Raw genomic sequence first — 16,739 nt, 5'->3', positions numbered from 1 at the left:
CTGCGCGGTTGTGGCAGCATCTTGAACCATTCCTGCGATATCGAACTCCTCGATATGCAATTCCAGGCGGCCGGCCTCGATCTTTGACAGATCGAGGACCTCATTAATGAGCTTGAGCAGATGCTTGCCGGCGCGCGAGACCCGCTGAAGCGGTTCGATCAGTTCGTCCTGGCCGGCTTCGCTGGCATCTTCCTGCAGCATTTCGGTAATGCCCAGGATGGCGTTCAGCGGCGTGCGCAACTCGTGGCTCATGCTGGCAAGGAACTTGCTCTTGGCCTGGGTCGCCGCCATGGCCGCGTCGCGGGCTATCTCGAGCTCTGTTTCATGCCTCTTAAGCTTGCTGATATCGGTGTAGACCGCGACGGTGCCGCCGCCGGTAATGCGCCGCTCATTTACTTGAACCCAGTGGTCATGGCTGCGATGTTGAACCAGCGTCTGCTTAGGGTTGCAGTGTGCCTCAAGCCGCGCGGCGAGCCATTCCTCCTCTCGACCTTTCGCGTCCTCGACGAGGCCCTGTTCCACTGCCTTACGGACAATCGTCTCAAATTGCGCACCCGGCGCGACGGCATCGGCTATGCCGGGATAGAGGATTTCCCTATAGCGGCTGTTGCACAGAACAAGCCGGTCCTCAGCATCGTAAAGGGCGAAGCCCTCGGAGATGCTCTCGATTGCATCGACGAGTCGCTGGCGCGCTTCGGCGATCTCACGCAGGTTTTTTTCTTCGACCTCGACCGCAGTGTCACGGAACAGCAGAAGCGCCTTGGCCATGCGGCCGATCTCGTCGCGGCCCGTGGCAGGCAGTGGTGCCCGAAGATTGCCGCCGGCGATGGCAAGCATGCTCTGGCTCAGCCCCGACAAGCGGGCAAGAAGATTGCGGTCGACATACAACCATACGATCAGAACTGAACTCAGGAGGCTCAGAACGGCTGAGCCAAGAACAACACCGGTACCGTAGCGCTGGACGGTAGCGGCTTCATGACCAGCCTCGGTGATGTCACGGTTAGCCGCAGCTACCAGGCGATCCACGGCAACGGTCAAATTACGCGAGAGCTGAGCGTTCTCGACCAATAGCTTGCCGCCCTTTGCGAGTAATGCGAGCTCATCCTCACGCGCTTGTGCAATGCTCTTCGGGCCGTCGATCAGCCCCTCGAACTCGTCAACACGCTGGCGGAACCGCGTCCGCAGCTTCTCATCGATCTCCGATGTCACCGTCGCAAGCGACTCGACCGAGCGGCGCAGCGGAAACGACATCAGCGCTAGGTCGCCGGGCGTCGGTGCAACCGCCGTTTTGAGCAGCGCTTCGTTGATCACGGAAATCTCCCGTTGAGCCTTCTGTTGCGGGATGTAGGCGGAAATTGCCTGCGCAAGCTCTGTCGTAGCCGCCGCGCGTGCTTCGGGTGGTACGGCGGCATCCGCCACGGTTACTCGCCACTGGGGGATCTTGGAGTTCATCACGAGGATGCCGGCTGCCACAAGACGCTCGCTTGCGATTGTCGTAGCCGACAAACGGCCCAGCAGTTCCTCTTTGCGCGCCACCACACCGAGGCGAGCGGCGACAAGATCGTTGAGGGCGTTGAGATTACGCCTCAGGCCAATCACTGCGGCTTCGATCTCAGCCACCGCCGCCGTGCTTGCCGCGGTGCCTTTGAGCGCGGCGAGCAACCCTTCCAGGCGCGACATCTCCACGCCGATCGCAGCCGAGACCTCGTTGTGCTGAACCGTGCTGGTCGTTGCAAGTACGGCCGGCGTAGTGGCGGCGACCCGCTCAGCTTGGCGGGAGAGCTCGAGCGATGCAAGCGCCGACGGGACCCGGCGCTCCGTGATCCTCTCGACGACCTCGCCCACTTGCAGGAAGGCATACACGGCTGCAGCGGTTGCGAGCACCGCGAAGGTGCTGATACCAAAGAAGGCGAAGAGTAAGCGGCCACGTATGCCGAGACGTTCAAACATCGCGGCGACCCATCCATCCGGCTGATGTGGTCAACATGGCCCGCACAGCTTTTTTCTCGAACGCGATCCGCAGTGATCAGCGTTGCGTTATTGCAATGGCACGTACTCGCCACCCTTCCAGATATACCATACCCAGCTCTGAACCGTGAGGTCGCCCTTGTCGTCAAAGTCGATACGGCCCAGCACAGTATCAAACAAGTGGGCGCGCAATGAAGCAATCACCTCGCGCAACTCCAGCGAACCGGCTTCCTTGACTGCCTGCGCCCAGGCCTGAACCGCGCCGTAGCTCAGCAGCGTATAGCCTGCAGGTTCGAAGTTTTCTGCACGGAACCGCTCCACCACCGGGGCCGCTTCGGGCGTTCGCCGTGCGTCCGCGGAGAACGTGAAGAGAGTTCCCTCAGCGGCTGGACCGGCGATCAGGGCAAATTCCTCGGTCGCCAGGGCATCGCCTGAGATGAACTGAACCGCGTAACCTTGGTCGTGTGCAGCGCGAACCATCAGCGCAACTTCAGCATGATAACCGCCAACATACACCACGGCGACTTTTGAAGCCTTTAGTGCAGCGATTTCAACCGAATAGTCGTTCTTCGCAGGACTGTACGCCTCGTAGGCCGTGTCGGTCACACCCCGCTTGTTCAACTGCTTTTTGGTCTCATCGGCAAGGCCCCTGCCATAGGTGGTGCCATCGTGAAGGATCGCAATTTTCTTGTTGCCCCAATGATCGGCCAGATAGTTGCCAGCGACGACGCCTTGCGCATCGTCGCGACCAATGACGCGGAACACGTTGGCGCGGCCTTGCTCAGTCAGCAGCGGATTGGTCGACCCCGGTGAAATCTGCAGAACTCCCGCCGCCTCATACACCTCTGATGCCGGGATCGAGGCTCCAGAGCAGTAGTGCCCGACGACGAGAACCACGCCGTCAGCCACGAGTTTTTTGGCGACGGCCACCGCTTGCTCTGGATCGCAGAAGTCATCGACCGCGATGAGCCGCACCTGCTGGCCTAGAACGCCGCCCGCCGCATTGATATCGGCCACGGCCATCTCTGCGCCACGCTGCCCCTGTTCGCCGATCCACGCGAGCCGTCCGGTCATCGCGGCTGAAACGCCGATCAGTACCTCAGCGTGCGCGGAAAAACTGACCACGGCTGCAAGCGCGAAAACTGCGACGGCGATGCGGTGCATGAAACAGCCTTCCGCCTTGTGCACGAGAGCGGTACCGCAACTGCGCAGCAGGGCGCCTCTGTCATGATATGGCACTCGCGACCTGCCGCGATCAGCAACCTGCTATTCCAGCGGCGCCTAGTCGCCATGCCTCAAAATATACCATGCGGCGCTGAGGAGTGATATGGCCTTATCGCCAGTTCGCCGTTTGATCGCTGCGAGACAGCCCGGACCGTATGAGCGTCCCAGCCCCCGACGAGTCTCGCCTTGATCTTGATCATCGCCGCGCACTCGACCGTCGCAGAAGCTGTAAGTGGTGGTATCGACCACTTTGATTGCCAGATTCTGGGTATTTTGGCAGGGAACGTTGTTTGTACCTCTCACGTGAGACTCAAATCCCGTTGACTCTCAAAAATCCAGGATCTCGGACCTCAAGACAAATTGACTCTCACGACTCGGACTCAAAATAGTTTGTCTTCCAATATTCCTCGTTTTTGGTGGACAAATGTCATTGAGTTGGCCATGGCGCGACCAAGGTTATTTATCTTGCAAAAATACCGAACTCTGGGAGCCAAATATGGTTCAGCATCCCACGCTCGACCTGTCAAACGCAGTGGAATACCACTACGATCAATTTCCCTCCCAAGGGAATGGATGCCAATCGGCTCATAATTCCGATAGCCTCTGCATCAGCGGCGCTCGCTCGCTATGACCAGATGCTTAAGGGTATGCACAATGGCGAGATCCTGCTTGCGCCATTGCGCAACCAGGAAGCTGTGGTTTCCTCTCGAATGGAAGGAACCGTGAGCACTCTCGACGACGTGCTGAGATATGAGGCAGATCAAGAAGAAAGCGGCAATGAGCCGGAAGGGCACTATCGAAATGAGGCGATCGAAGTCTTCCTACACAGCCGGGCTCTCAGCGCTGCGCAGCGAAGTATCGAGCAAGGAGCTCCCCTTTCGAGCTTTCTTATCAAAAGCGCCCATAAGGTTCTGCTCGGTTTCGGCCGAGGCGCCCATCTATCGCCCGGTGAGTTCACAATCGAACAAAATTACCTGGCCGACCGCATGCGCCGCAAAGTGCATTTTGTCCCAATGCGGCCCGAGCAACTCAATGATGGCATGGAGCGACTTTTCTCTTTCATCGACGATGGGAGCTGGCAGATTCTGATCAAGCAGCTGTGGCCCACGAGGCATTGCATCCGTTTAAAGACGGCAATGGTCGAATTGGACGGATGCTTATCACCCTGATGTTATGGAAATACGGAGCGATAACCGCCCCTCACTTCTATATCAGCAGCTACTTCGAAGATCGACGTGACGAATACATTGATAGGATGCGGGAGGTTTCGAAGTCCGGTGCGGGGACAGAGTGGGTCATCTTCTTCCTCGAGGCGCTTGAAACTCAGGCAAACAAAAATCTTGCCGCCGCAGATCGGATCCGCGACCTTTACGAAGAACTCAAAAGGGAGTTTCCGCAGATCCTCACATCTCAATGGAGCACGGCCGCCCTGGACTTTCTGTTTTCGCGTCCGGTGTTCAGGAACAACGTATTCACGAGCAAATCGGGAATTCCCGAGACAACAGCGCACCGGTTTACGCGCATCCTGGTCGAGATGGAGCTCGTCAGGAAATTGGAGCCCTCTGCAGGCAGGCGCCCGGCTCTCTATAGCTTTGAGCCACTGCTGCGAATTGTCCGCGAATAGGCCACAAGCAGGGCACATTTGGCCGCTGACGAATGTAATAGTCAGCAATTTGCCAGTCCGCCTTTTGATCGCTATGGGACAGCCCGCGCGAAACAAGCGCCAACCAGCACACCGCGGAGATGTAGCAGAGTTCTTAAATGCAACCACGCACTTGAAATGCGGCATAGTTGCAAACCTATCAAGGTTCGCGCTCTCCGGTTCTCGAAACGTGATATGAGGCTCTAATTCAGTCTCATGCCGTCGTCAGCTGCGAAGAGATGAATTGCACTTATATCGGGTTCGACCGTGATCGTTTCGCCGGGCCTGGGCAAGACGCGTTCGCGAAAGATACCGTTGAGCTCTATGGGTCCGATCCGCATCGTCACCTGCGTCTCTGATCCCATGGGCTCGACAAGCACAACCTCGACAGAGATGCCGCCTTCGGCCAGGTGGAAGTTTTCCGGTCGCACGCCATAGATCGCCTTTTTGCCGTTGTGATCATGCGCCGCCTCGGGCAGCGGCAGTATCACACCGGCTGCCGCAAAACCTTCGGAGGTGATCTCTCCCGGAATGAAATTCATCGAGGGCGACCCTATGAAGCCGGCGACGAATTGGTTGATCGGCCGATCATAAAGGTCGAGCGGCGCACCGATTTGTTCGACGCGGCCGCCATTCAGGACGACGATCTTGTCGGCCATGGTCATGGCTTCGACCTGGTCATGGGTGACGTAGATCGTCGTTGTCTTCAGCTTCTGATGCAGGCTCTTGATCTCGCCGCGCATGACGACGCGCAGCTTGGCATCGAGATTGGAAAGAGGCTCGTCGAAGAGAAAGACCTGCGGGTCGCGCACGATTGCGCGGCCCATGGCGACGCGCTGGCGCTGGCCACCGGAAAGCTGGCGTGGATAGCGGTCAAGCAGATGCGCAAGGCCGAGAATGTCTGCCGCCCATTTGACGCGCTCGGCGATTTCCGCCTTGCTGCCACCGCGGTGCTCTAGCGAAAAACCCATGTTTGCGGCGACTGTCATATGCGGATAGAGCGCGTAGTTCTGAAAGACCATGGCGATGTCGCGATCTTTCGGATCGAGATTGTTGACGATGCGCGAACCGATGGAAACCTCACCGCTGGTTATGGTCTCAAGACCCGCTACCATGCGCAGCAAGGTGGACTTGCCGCAGCCCGACGGACCGACGAGCACGACGAATTCGCCGTCGGCGATGTCGAGATCGACGCCGTGGATGACGGCGTGGCTGCCATAAGCCTTGCGAACGTTCGAGAGTGCAACTTCAGCCATAGATCGATATCCGGTTCTTCAGCCCTTGAGGCCGGTATGCGCGAGCCCTTCGACGAACTGCTTCTGCGCGATGATGAAGACGATGAGCACCGGCAGCGCAGTCAGCGTCGCGGCGGCGAGCTGGATGTTCCACATCGGCCCGCCATAGGCGTCGGTGAATTGCGTCAGCGCCTGCGGCAGCGTGAATTTCTCGGCGCTGGAGAGGAAGACGATCGGCTCGAGATAGAGGTTCCAACTATGCAGGAAGGTGAAGATCGCGACGGAGGCAAGCGCCGGTCGCGCCAAGGGAAGCGCGATCTTGCGAAATATTTTGAAACGACCGAGGCCATCGACCCGCGCCGCCTCCTCCAGTTCGATTGGCAGCGAGATGAAGAACTGGCGCATGACGAAGGTGGCGAAAACGCTCGGCGCGCCGAAGATCGGAACAAGGATCAGCGGCCAGTGCGTGTTGACCATGCCCATCTTCAGGAACATCTGGAAGAGCGGCACGATCGTCGCTTCAGAAGGGATCAGCAGCCCAAGCAGCACGACCATGAAGATCGCGTTGGCGAAAGGAAAGCGTATGCGCGCGAAGGCGTAGCCCGCCATCGACGACACGGCCATCGTGCCGATGGTGACGATCGCAGCGATGTAGGCGGAGTTCCAGTACTGATGGACGAAGGGCTGCAGCTTGAACACCTGCGAATAGGTCGTCCAGTCGTAAGAGGTCGGGATGAATTTCGGCGGGAAGGCGAAGATATCGCTGACCGGCTTTACAGACGAGGTCACCATCCACCAGGTCGGAAAGACGAAGGGAATGAGCAGCACGCACATCAGCCCATAGACGAAGACCTTCATGCGCGGGGACAGGTCAGTTTTCATAAAAGACGACCCTCTTGCGCAACTGCCACTGGGCGAAGGTGAGAACGGCGACGATCATGAACAGCAGAATGGAAAGCGTCGAACCGTAACCGAAGAAATGGAACTGAAAGGCCTGCTGGTAGAGATAGTAGACGAGCACCGTCGTCGAGAGGCCAGGGCCGCCCTGCGTGAGTACCGCAATCTGTGCAAAGACCTGCAGCGAGCCGACGATTGTTATGATCGAGGTCAGTAGAACCGTTGGGCTGATCAGCGGCAAAGTGATCCGGCGAAACTGTTTGAAGCGCGGCGCCCCGTCGATGCGGGCTGCTTCATAGAGCTCGTTCGGCACGCCTTGAAGGGCCGCCAGGAACAGGATCATGTTGAGGCCGACATTCTTGAAAACCTGAACCGCGATGACCGAAATCATTGCCGTCGTTGGCTGGCGTAGCCAGTTCGGGCCTTCGAGGCCGAACATCATCAGCACTCCGTTGATGCCGCCGTTCTTCTGCAGCAGGAAGCTCCAAACGATCGTCCATGCAACAAGCGAGACGACGACGGGCGAGAAAAACAGCGTGCGGAAAATGGTGATTCCGGCAAGCTTTTGGTTCAGCAGGACGGCAAGCAGCAATGCGAGACTCATATTGAACACGACAAGCCCGGCCGAAAAGATCGCCGTTGAGCCCAGAACGGAAGGCAGGGAAGGGTCGCTCAGGAGCTGAGTGTAGTTCTGCGCACCGGTGTAAGTGAAGGTATTTGCCAGTACGTTCCACTCATGCAGTGAATACCAGAAGACGAGGCCGAGCGGCACCATCACGAAGATGATGATGCCGACCAGCTGCGGCGCAATGAAGAGGAAACCGGCGAGGCTGTCACGTCGCTCCACCGTCCAGAAGGACGGCTTCGCCGCCGGCAGGCTCGGATTGGACGCATAGGGTTCTGCCGCAGCCATACGGCTCTCCTCAACGCTGCAGAAACGGCCCGATCTGGCCGCAGATTGATTGCATGGAGGCCGGAATATCGGCATTCGGCGTCCAGATGTTGTCGAGGCCGGCGCGCACGACCTGCTGGATCTGGGCAAAACCGGTGTGGCCCGGAATAACCTTGCCGGTCGCAATACCGGAGATGACGACCTTGTCCAACTGTTCGGTCGACAGCAGCGGATTGGTCTTCTTCAGGACCTCGGCGTTAAGCAGAGATTTGCGGGCCGACGGAAAGAACTGGGCAAGATTCGCGGAGTTTTCCGGATTGGTCATATAGGCTACGAATTCGGCGGCGGTCTCGGCATTCTTGCTCGACTGCATGACGCCGATACCGGCCTGGCCGATAAGTGCGTACTCCCCGGCCGGCCCCTTCGGCAGCGGCACGAGATCCCAGGCGAAGCCGTTCTGCTTCGGCAGCAGCGACGCGCGGCTGATCTGGGTTATGGTCATGGCCGCATCTCCGGCGAAAAAGTCGACGTTCTCGCCAGGCCCCGGCATCGCTTTCTTGGTGAAGACCGCGTCATGGATGAAGGTCAGCGCGTCCGTCATCGGCTTTTCCCCAAGCGTGCAGGTCTTGCCGTCCTCGCTCCACGGCGACGCGCCCCAACCGGTCCAGATTGAGGCGAGGTTCTGCCAGGCCTGATAGTTGAAGTCGCGGACGATCAGGCCGCCCTTGCCCGTCTGGCCGACGGCAGAGGCTGTCGCGATTGCATTGTCCCAGGTCCATTGGCCGGCCGAGATCAGCTCAGCGGGCGTCTTGGCGCCAACTTTCTTGATGAGGTCGTTATTGACGAACATCCCAAATGGCGAAGTCGAGAAGGGATAGGCATAGAGCGTGCCGCCCTTCGACCAGCGTTCGACAGCACCCGGGCTGACCTCTGCGAGATTGTAGCCTTCGGTGGCAGTCAGTTTTTCGGTCAACGGATAAAGGGCGCCCGAATTGACGAAGTCGTAGGCCGTGGTCTCGAATATCCAGGCCATGTCGGGCGCGTTGCCACCGGCGATCTGCGTCGTCAGCGCCGTCGTGTAGGTTTCGAACGGCAGGGATTCGAAAGTCACCGTGGTGTTCGGATGCGCCTTATTGAAGCCTGCAGCGATGTCGTTGAAGAGCTTCAAATGCGCCTCGTTGGCGCTCCAGATCGTCATGCGCAACTTGACGGCGTCTTGTGCCATTGCGCTGCTGGCAAGGCCCAGCGAGAGCACGGCGCTCCCCATGATGGCGGCATATTTCATTCTCAGACGGTTCGACATGGTTCCTCCTCCTTTTGTCGGTTAGTAGGCGCGCACGTCCGGCCAGCGGATTTCGATCCCCTCCCGGGAAATCCGCGACTGGAAGTTGGCGAGATGAACGTCGTTTTCCTGGACCTGGTGCGGCGTCAGCCCCTTGTTCAGGCAATGGGCGGCGAGCATGCCGGCAACTTCGCCGACATTCCACTCGACCGGGTGCAGGCGATAGCAGCCGTTTGTGATGTGCGTCGTGCCGATGTTCTTGCCGGCCGGCAGAAGGTTCTTCACCCGCTGCGGCAGAAGCGCGCCCAACGGAATCTCGAATGGGCAGGACGGGACATCGATATAATTGTCACCGCCGGTCGAGGGATGGAGGTCGATACGGTACATGCCAACGCCGATACTGTCGCGATAGTTGACCGCTCCCTTTTCACCACGAACGGCGTAGGAAAGATCCTGCTCGACAATGCGCGTCACCGGCTTGATGCGGCGGCTTTCGCGGATATACGGCGCCATGGCAAGGCCGTGCTCGGTTCCGGTGATGTCGCCGCGCAGCCTCAGTCCCTTGAACCCCTGCCCGCCGTCCACCCTCGGCGCTTCGGTCTGGAGCCAGTAGAAAACGCAATAGGAAAGTTCCGCCGCCGCCCTCAGGTGTCGGGCCTTTTTCTCTTCGGAGACGTCGAGGATCGAGCCTTCCATGTAGTCGATCATCGGCCAGTTCACGAGGCAGATATCCGACTGGTAGGCGCCCGGCACGAAATTGCGCCGAGCGGCAATGCGCCGGAAGGTCCAGAGGTTCTCGTCGCCGCCGCCCTTTCGCTGATCGGCGTCGACGAGCAACGGATCGTCGTCCGGATTGGGCGTGAAGGAGCGGGTTGTCGTTTCGAGCGTGCGCGGATGCGGGGCCTTGAAACCAAGCAGCGGGCCGCCCCAGAAGGAGGGTTCGTAGCTTCGCCAGAAATCGTAGTTTTCCGGCTTGTCGATCGTCTGATCGCCATCGACATGGTCGATCGCAAAGCAGATCGAGACGGCCTGGACATTTTCCGGTTGCGCTTCATCTGGCGCATTCGGCTCGCCGGTGTCGCTCCGGCTTTCGAAGCCGATGGCATATTCCGTGCGGGTCAACGGCAGCAGGTCGCCAAGCTCCGTCGCATCGATGACATAGGTGGCCGAGACGGTGATCTCGGCTTCCGTGTCGCGGTGGCGAAGGGTCACCGTGCGGACGATATCGCCTTCGACATCGGCCGCAACCGGACGATAGGGCTGCAGCACCTTCAGCTTGCCGCCGCCGCGATAGGGCATCAGCATGGCTTCGAGAACGGCCAGACCGACACGCGGCTCGGCGCAGACACGGCTGACCCAGCCGGCACCAGGATTGAGATCGCCCCAGGCGCGGCTGGCCTCCGTCAGCGGAAAATGATCGCGGTAATACTGGCGGATGCCGTTTCGAAGCTGGCGGTAGCTGCGGGTGACGCCGAAATGTTCCACCCAGCTATGCTCGTCGGGCGGCACCGCCTGACTGGTCAGCTGGCCGCCGATCCAGTCATACTCCTCGCTCATGATGACACTCCGGCCCGCCCGAAGCGCGCCGAGGGCTGCTGCCACGCCGCCAAGACCGCCGCCGACCACCAGGATATCTGTTTGCATCTCTCTCACGATCGTCATTTCCGTCTCATTGCAGGGCCGAGGGTCTCGCCCTCGACGGGTTCACACGGCAGCAGGATCTGCTGTACGGGTTCGGCATTTTCCACCCGCCGCACCAGCATCGCCGTCGCCTGGCGGGCCATTTCCTCACGGGGGATATGAAACGAGGTAAATTGCGTGCGGCTGCGCTCGGGGCGGATATGGCTTCCAATCACGACGACCGAGAGATCCGCGGGCAAGGACAATCCGCGTTCGTGCGCCGCAGCCTCAAGTCTGATGGCGTCGGCAAGCTCGATGAAGAAGGCGGCCGTAGCGCCGCTCGAAAGCAGGGCATCCAAGGTCTCGCCGGCAGGTGCGTTCACTGCCGGGATATGCAATGAAAGGTCGAGCTTGTCTTTGAGCGCTTCGCTGAAACCCTTCCAGCGATCTGCAGTCGATTCCGCCGAGCCTTTCGGGCCGATATAGGCGAGCTTGCGATGACCCAAAAGCCTTGCCTTTTCGACGAGCACGCGCGTCGCCTCAGCATAATCACCGCCGACATAAGGGACCGGCCCGCCGGCATCTTCGCGCCGCCCGACGGCAACGAATGGGAAATCGCCGGCGACGAGTTGCGTGAGTTCGAAGCGGTCGAATTCGCGGCCAAGCACCAGGCAGCCGTCGGCAATCCGCAGGCGATTGCCGTCCGCGAAGATTTTGCGCCTGCCGCCGACGCCGGCACCGGTAAAAAGCAGAAGATCGTAGCTTTGCGCCTGCGCCTCTTCCTCGATACCGAGCAGGAATGGCGCAAAAAAGTCTGCCTGCGCACTCGGAAAGGCAGGCTCATAGGTAAAGACGCCAAGAATGCGATTGACCCCCTTTACCATGCGCCGGGCGATCGGATCGGCCACATAGCCGGTATCGCGAATGACCTTCTGCACACGTTCGCGCGTATCTTGAGGGATGCGGTCAAGAGCCGTGTCGGTCCCGTTCAGCACGAGAGAGACGGTCGCCTGACTGACGCCAGCCAGTTTTGCAATATCGTGCTGCGTCAGACGCTTTGATCCTGCCACTCCTTCTCCCCTCTCATTGCTAATACGTATTAGCTGCTTATACGTATAAACACGATCGTGAACACTCTTGTCAAGAGGAAGCATTATGAGGTTCGGTCGAGGAAAATGTTAGCGGTGCTGTTGCGCGCCGGCCCAAGCAGCCTAGGGTGAGATCTCATATTTGCCGAAGGAGAATTCATCCTTTGCTTCCCTAACTTTTGCTCGCAGCGGGAACTTCACGAGGGCCTGTGTGTTGGGATTGACAGGACAGGGAGGCCGACATGCAGAACCCGGACCCAGCTTCCACCTTGCCACGACGTTCCTTCGAGGATTTCAGCTCGGAACTGGCGGACCGCGGTTTCCTCGTTACATCAACGGATGATCTCATCACCTGGGCGCGCAGCGGCTCGCTCATGTGGATGACTTTCGGCCTCGCGTGCTGCGCGATCGAAATGATGCAGGTGGCGATGCCACGCTATGACATGGAAAGGTTCGGCGTCGCTCCGCGCGCAAGCCCGAGGCAATCCGACCTCATGATCGTCGCCGGCACGCTCTGCAACAAAATGGCCCCCGCTCTTCGCAAGGTCTACGACCAGATGCCGGAACCGCGCTACGTCATATCGATGGGATCCTGCGCCAATGGCGGCGGCTACTATCATTATTCCTATTCAGTCGTTCGCGGCTGCGACAGGGTCGTACCTGTCGATATCTACGTCCCAGGGTGTCCCCCGACTGCAGAGGCGCTGCTCTATGGCGTCATGCTTCTGCAAAAGAAGATCCGACGGACCGGCACGATCGAACGATAGAAGGTCAGAATGAAAATGGCCGAAGGCGGGGATCCGCTCCTGGCGTGGCCACCGGCTACGGCGTTCGAAGTGGTGGCAAAGCCATGGCTCATGCTAACAGGCCATTCAGACGAAGGCATGCCTCGTAGTGTTCTTCCACTTTCTGGGTTGCTCTGCCTGCCGTCTCGCTCCAACCCGAACGTGGCTTGACGATCATCTTGATGCGCGGATCGTAACCGCCTGCCCAGCACCAACGGCCTTTCATCGCTCCCGCACGCTCAAAGAAAATTCTCCCAAACTCGATGTTGCCGTCCCAGGCGCTGTAATCCTGGTCGTGTTTTCCCGGCCAAGTCTTCCGCCATCGATATTTCGGCTGGTATTCCTGCTGTGTCATGGATGCACTGCATTTTTAGCATTTCCTGATAGAATTAATGTAGTGACGAAGCCGCCGAGATCAAAAGCGCTCACTGAAGCCCGAGACTCGTGCCCCAGTACGTGGGGTAGCCTCCGCAACGGATGATCAAACAGGTAGATGTTGACTGTCGGTTTGACGGCAGAGGGAGATTTTAGTTGTCAGTAGTACAATCGCCCGGCAACATTGCTAGCTGGTAAAATGCCACCAACACCTTGGGGAGACGGGCATGTGCGCAGAGCATGTCGAACGTCGATTAGCAGCTATTCTGGCTGCCGATGTGGTGGGCTACAGCCGTCTCCTGGAGGGATCTCGGTCCCGAAGACCTGCAGGCCGGAATCGCAAATCATGAGGCTTTCGCGCTGTAGGCCAAGTCGCCGTCGGACCTGGTCGCAACGTCCGTGGGCTGGCGCGTAAATTCCGAGGCCGGCGCGGGCCGCCCCACATGGAAGCCCTGAACATCGTCAATTCGGAATTCTCGCATCAGCTCGAGCTGCTCAGCCGTTTCGACCCCTTCCACAAGAATACGATGCCCACGATTGCGGATGAGCCGGACGATATCGCGCAGCATGGATCTTCCGCGCGCGGTATCACTGTCGTGAAGAAAGGACCGATCGATCTTCACGGTATCGAAGTCGATCAGGCGAAGCCAGGATAGGCCCGCGAAGCCTGTGCCAAAGTCGTCCAGCCAGATTTTGATGCCAAGCGCTTTCAGGTCGCTGATGCAGCGGATAAGATCCGAATGCATTTCCATTTCAAGCCCCTCGGTAATTTCGAAGGCGAGTTTTGAGCCCGTTACCCCAGTCTCGAAAAGGACGGCGGCAACGGACGACGCAAAGCCGGGCGCTCTCAACTGGATCGGGGACACATTTACGCTCACAAGTTCCACATGATCTGCGGTCAGCAGTTCACGGCACACGGTACGGAGAGCCCAATAGCCCAGTTCCATGACAGCACCGGTTCGCTCAGCCACGGGAATGAAGAGGCTTGGCGGCACTGACGTGCCGTCAAGCATCCTAAGTCGCATCAGAGCCTCAACGGCATGAACGCTGCCGCTGCTGACGTCTTGAATCGGCTGGTAAACGAGGGAAACGAGTTTCTGAGGCACAGCAATCTTCAAAAGCGCAGCTATATGCTCCGTCTCGTCGCCGCTCTGAGGATCGTTCGGATCGAAGAGTTTCGCGCAATTCCGGCCGCTGGCTTTCGCCGAATAGAGAGCGCGATCTGCTTCGTTAATAATTTTCTCAAGCTTCGAGCCCGCCCCTGGTCTTGTCACCGCTGCGCCAACGCTGACTGTCACCACCGGCACTCCGTCACGGCGCTGCCCGTGCGCGATTTTGAGATTCTCGACCGTTCGGCAGAGTTTTTCAGCTAAATGCGCAGCCTCCTCATCGCCCTTTTGACGCGAGATGACGATAAATTCCTCGCCGCCGTAACGCCCGATTGTCGCCCCGATAGCCGCCACAGCGTCCTCGAGAGCCGTTGCCACGGCGATGAGGCATCTGTCACCCTCCTGATGGCCGTAGAAGTCATTATATCTCTTGAAGAAATCGACATCGATCAGAAATGTCGCAAATTCGAGCCCCTGCGTCTGCCATTCCTCCCAACAGTCACGCAAGCGCTGGTCAACGGCCCTTCGATTTTCCAATCCGGTCAATGGGTCGGTATTCGCCAGCCTATGAAGCGCTTTCCCCCGCTCTGTAGCTTCCTGGTGCTGGAGGTCCGCCTCATGTGCGTTGAGGAAGACATTGAACCGCTCCTTGTTGAGCTTCCAATTCACATAGGACGTAAATGTGAAACACGACACGTAGAACGTCACGAAAGAAAGATAATAGGAAGGGCCGGGACTGAAGACGGCAAGCGATACCAGGAAGATCGCCAATATCAGGCCGGATGCGATAATCGACAACGCAAAGCGAAAGCTGAAAAAGAGGTTTGCGCCCATCATGAAGATCGCGCCGAACACCATATAGTAGGAGAGATTTTCAACGTATGCCGTGGTCATCGTCGGAACGAGCCATCCTGAATACCCCACGACCAAGGCAGCCGCGCACGTCAAATCAAGGACGTTGGTTCCCACGCCTCGCCAAACTTGAACTTCAAGCACCATCAAGACGCCGAGCGCGACGATCACGCGCGCGATGATGGTGAAGATCGCCACGTCGGGAATAAGCAGCAGGTCGGTCACGAAGAACATCAGATAGACCGTGACGGCCAACCACAGGCCTGCGCGCGCTGATGTTCTGCGACGTTGATCCCCATGTTTGAGATAGAGCGCTCGCATCTCGCAGGCCTGATGAGCCTCTTGCGGCGCAAAGAGCGTTGTCTCGACTTCTGCCAGCGTGTGCCTCATGCACGGTTCACCCGAGCTCATCGAAAGTTGAAGGGTTCCGTCCGCTTCAGCGACGTCGAAACTATTTGCTGTCATCGCAGATGGTGCAGCCAACGTCATCGCGACCATAGATATTGCCGATGAAGTTTTAGTTAAGCCTTATATCGCCACAAGGATACCGCGTGACAATACGTCACAAATTCCCAGCAACTCCGCTATTTATTAAACTCTAGCGCGAAGGAGATTCTTTTTCTATAGTAAGCTTAGTATTAACGGAAACTCAAAAAGTGAACCAATTTCAGACAGCCCTCGATGGCTTTAGCCTCATCACCCCCGATCTCATCGCGGCCAATTCAGAGTCACCCGACAGCGGGTATCTACAACAGCAATTCATCGAAGGGCGGGCGGAACTGGCCATTTTGCTTGCCCTGAGCGAGCAGCAATTCCAGAACCGCCTGCCGGCGGCAGATATCGTCCGCGGTCTTACAGCGCGGCTGAGCGTCCTGAGACAGAAGCTGCCTTCCTCCGTCTGGCAGCGCCTCGCTCCGATTGCGCGCGAACATGCCGTCGCCGCCTATCTTCTTGAAGACCCCCTGACCCGCTGGTCATTCGAAAAACCCCGCGGCTACTCGGGTGACGCTCAGCTCTTGGACTTCATTTACGAGCACCCGAGCATGCGCCCCGCGATCGAGCAGTCATCCGTCCTGGGGCGGGATCTCTATGCATATACGAAGCAAGCGTCATCATCTGTCGCTGTCCGCGAAAGACGGGATCTGCTGACCACAAAAGTGGACGCCATCGCATCCGAGCGGCCAGGCGACAGCGAAATTCTGACGATAGCCGCCGGGCATCTGAGGGAAGCGGACCGCTCGCGTGCATTGCAAGACGGCGCGATCAGCCGCTGGGTGGCGCTCGACCAGGACCCGCTCAGTGTCGGATTGGTGGCGCGTGACTTTGCCGGAAGCGCCGTCGAGGCCGTCAACGGCTCCGTGCGCACGCTTTTGTCCCGTGCCCAGCAACTGGGTCGATTTGACTTTATCTACGCCGCCGGTCTTTACGACTATCTTGCGCACAATGTGGCCGTGAAACTTACTGAACGTTGCCTGCAGATGCTGAAGCCCGGCGGCCAATTTCTCTTCGCCAACTTCGCGCGCGACATCAGCGTCGAGGGATATATGGAAACGTTCATGAACTGGGAGCTTCTATGGCGCTCTGAATCGGAAATGTGGTCGATCATCAGAGACTTGCCAAATCAGGATCGGTTTGAGGCAAAGGTGGAGTTCGGCGAGAACAGGAACGTCGTCTACGCGATCCTGCAGACCTGATGCAGGCCGGCTGAACCGTATAAACCGCCTTTCCGGCCTCTGCCGGAAGGGCAATGACTGGTCGGAAGCCGGACAT

Annotated in this window: 11 protein-coding genes and 4 pseudogenes; 5 read left to right on the top strand and 10 right to left on the bottom strand. The window is 58.6% G+C overall.

The window, feature by feature from the left end; genetic code table 11:
• Positions 1-81 precede the first annotated feature (81 nt).
• Positions 82-1,950 (bottom strand): annotated as a pseudogene (locus tag BN1800_RS42585) (PAS-domain containing protein); the annotation flags it as partial.
• Positions 1,951-2,037: 87 nt separating this feature from the next.
• Complete coding sequence (locus BN1800_RS21330) at positions 2,038-3,132, bottom strand: branched-chain amino acid ABC transporter substrate-binding protein (RefSeq protein WP_087000873.1); 1,095 nt, start codon at positions 3,130-3,132, stop codon at positions 2,038-2,040.
• A 629-nt stretch (positions 3,133-3,761) separates the two neighbouring features.
• On the opposite strand from BN1800_RS21330, the pseudogene BN1800_RS43650 reads away from it, so the two are divergent.
• From BN1800_RS43650 to BN1800_RS42570, 3 genes and pseudogenes are all read left to right on the top strand, one after another.
• A pseudogene (locus tag BN1800_RS43650) lies at positions 3,762-3,980 on the top strand (Fic/DOC family N-terminal domain-containing protein); the annotation flags it as partial.
• A gap of 311 nt (positions 3,981-4,291) precedes the next feature.
• Positions 4,292-4,336: pseudogene (locus BN1800_RS42575) on the top strand (hypothetical protein); the annotation flags it as partial.
• Positions 4,337-4,345: 9 nt separating this feature from the next.
• A complete protein-coding gene (locus BN1800_RS42570) occupies positions 4,346-4,816 on the top strand; it encodes a Fic family protein (RefSeq protein ID WP_244564593.1) in 471 nt (156 codons plus the stop codon).
• Between the two features lie 221 nt (positions 4,817-5,037).
• Here BN1800_RS42570 and BN1800_RS21320 read toward each other — a convergent pair whose 3' ends face one another.
• Genes BN1800_RS21320 through BN1800_RS21295 form a run of 6 tightly spaced genes read right to left on the bottom strand, consistent with a single transcriptional unit; the run spans position 5,038 to position 11,830 of the window.
• On the bottom strand, positions 5,038-6,090 hold the full coding sequence (locus tag BN1800_RS21320; protein WP_087000871.1) for an ABC transporter ATP-binding protein: 1,053 nt from the start codon (positions 6,088-6,090) through the stop codon (positions 5,038-5,040).
• A gap of 18 nt (positions 6,091-6,108) precedes the next feature.
• The gene (locus tag BN1800_RS21315) at positions 6,109-6,951 is read right to left on the bottom strand and encodes a carbohydrate ABC transporter permease (RefSeq protein ID WP_087000869.1); all 843 of its coding nucleotides are present in this window, start codon (positions 6,949-6,951) and stop codon (positions 6,109-6,111) included.
• Complete coding sequence (locus tag BN1800_RS21310; protein ID WP_087000867.1) at positions 6,941-7,879, bottom strand: carbohydrate ABC transporter permease; 939 nt, start codon at positions 7,877-7,879, stop codon at positions 6,941-6,943. The genes BN1800_RS21315 and BN1800_RS21310 overlap by 11 nt, the downstream gene beginning before the upstream one ends.
• Positions 7,880-7,889: 10 nt before the next feature.
• Entirely contained in the window at positions 7,890-9,161 is a 1,272-nt protein-coding gene (locus BN1800_RS21305; RefSeq protein ID WP_087000865.1) for an ABC transporter substrate-binding protein, read from the bottom strand.
• Between the two features lie 21 nt (positions 9,162-9,182).
• Entirely contained in the window at positions 9,183-10,784 is a 1,602-nt protein-coding gene (locus tag BN1800_RS21300; RefSeq protein WP_087000947.1) for an FAD-dependent oxidoreductase, read from the bottom strand.
• 14 nt (positions 10,785-10,798) lie between these two features.
• On the bottom strand, positions 10,799-11,830 hold the full coding sequence (locus BN1800_RS21295; RefSeq protein ID WP_087000863.1) for a LacI family DNA-binding transcriptional regulator: 1,032 nt from the start codon (positions 11,828-11,830) through the stop codon (positions 10,799-10,801).
• A 317-nt stretch (positions 11,831-12,147) separates the two neighbouring features.
• Between BN1800_RS21295 and BN1800_RS21290 the strand changes: the two are divergent.
• Positions 12,148-12,615, top strand: a pseudogene (locus BN1800_RS21290) (NuoB/complex I 20 kDa subunit family protein); the annotation flags it as partial.
• Between the two features lie 88 nt (positions 12,616-12,703).
• On the opposite strand, the gene BN1800_RS21285 reads toward BN1800_RS21290, so the two are convergent.
• Both BN1800_RS21285 and BN1800_RS21280 read right to left on the bottom strand, forming a co-directional pair.
• Entirely contained in the window at positions 12,704-12,988 is a 285-nt protein-coding gene (locus tag BN1800_RS21285) for a hypothetical protein (protein WP_037144090.1), read from the bottom strand.
• A 364-nt stretch (positions 12,989-13,352) separates the two neighbouring features.
• Positions 13,353-15,359, bottom strand: coding sequence for a putative bifunctional diguanylate cyclase/phosphodiesterase (locus BN1800_RS21280; protein WP_087000945.1), 2,007 nt, complete (start codon positions 15,357-15,359; stop codon positions 13,353-13,355).
• 266 nt (positions 15,360-15,625) lie between these two features.
• On the opposite strand from BN1800_RS21280, the gene BN1800_RS21275 reads away from it, so the two are divergent.
• Positions 15,626-16,663 carry a class I SAM-dependent methyltransferase gene (locus BN1800_RS21275; RefSeq protein ID WP_087000861.1) on the top strand — a complete coding sequence of 346 codons (1,038 nt, stop codon included), beginning with the start codon at positions 15,626-15,628 and terminating at the stop codon, positions 16,661-16,663.
• Positions 16,664-16,739: the final 76 nt, after the last annotated feature.

The organism is Rhizobium sullae (assembly GCF_900169785.1).
GTDB classification, from domain to species: Bacteria; Pseudomonadota; Alphaproteobacteria; order Rhizobiales; family Rhizobiaceae; genus Rhizobium; species Rhizobium sullae.
This window is presented reverse-complemented; position numbering and strand designations above follow the sequence as displayed.

Coding starts and splice junctions, on each gene's coding strand:
- BN1800_RS21320 (WP_087000871.1), bottom strand. CDS start 6,090: ATGGCTGAAGTTGCACTCTCGAACGTTCGCAAGGCTTATGGCAGCCAC.
- BN1800_RS21310 (WP_087000867.1), bottom strand. CDS start 7,879: ATGGCTGCGGCAGAACCCTATGCGTCCAATCCGAGCCTGCCGGCGGCG.
- BN1800_RS21300 (WP_087000947.1), bottom strand. CDS start 10,784: ATGCAAACAGATATCCTGGTGGTCGGCGGCGGTCTTGGCGGCGTGGCA.
- BN1800_RS21305 (WP_087000865.1), bottom strand. CDS start 9,161: ATGTCGAACCGTCTGAGAATGAAATATGCCGCCATCATGGGGAGCGCC.
- BN1800_RS21280 (WP_087000945.1), bottom strand. CDS start 15,359: ATGAGGCACACGCTGGCAGAAGTCGAGACAACGCTCTTTGCGCCGCAA.
- BN1800_RS21315 (WP_087000869.1), bottom strand. CDS start 6,951: ATGAAAACTGACCTGTCCCCGCGCATGAAGGTCTTCGTCTATGGGCTG.
- BN1800_RS21285 (WP_037144090.1), bottom strand. CDS start 12,988: ATGACACAGCAGGAATACCAGCCGAAATATCGATGGCGGAAGACTTGG.
- BN1800_RS42570 (WP_244564593.1), top strand. CDS start 4,346: ATGCTTATCACCCTGATGTTATGGAAATACGGAGCGATAACCGCCCCT.
- BN1800_RS21330 (WP_087000873.1), bottom strand. CDS start 3,132: ATGCACCGCATCGCCGTCGCAGTTTTCGCGCTTGCAGCCGTGGTCAGT.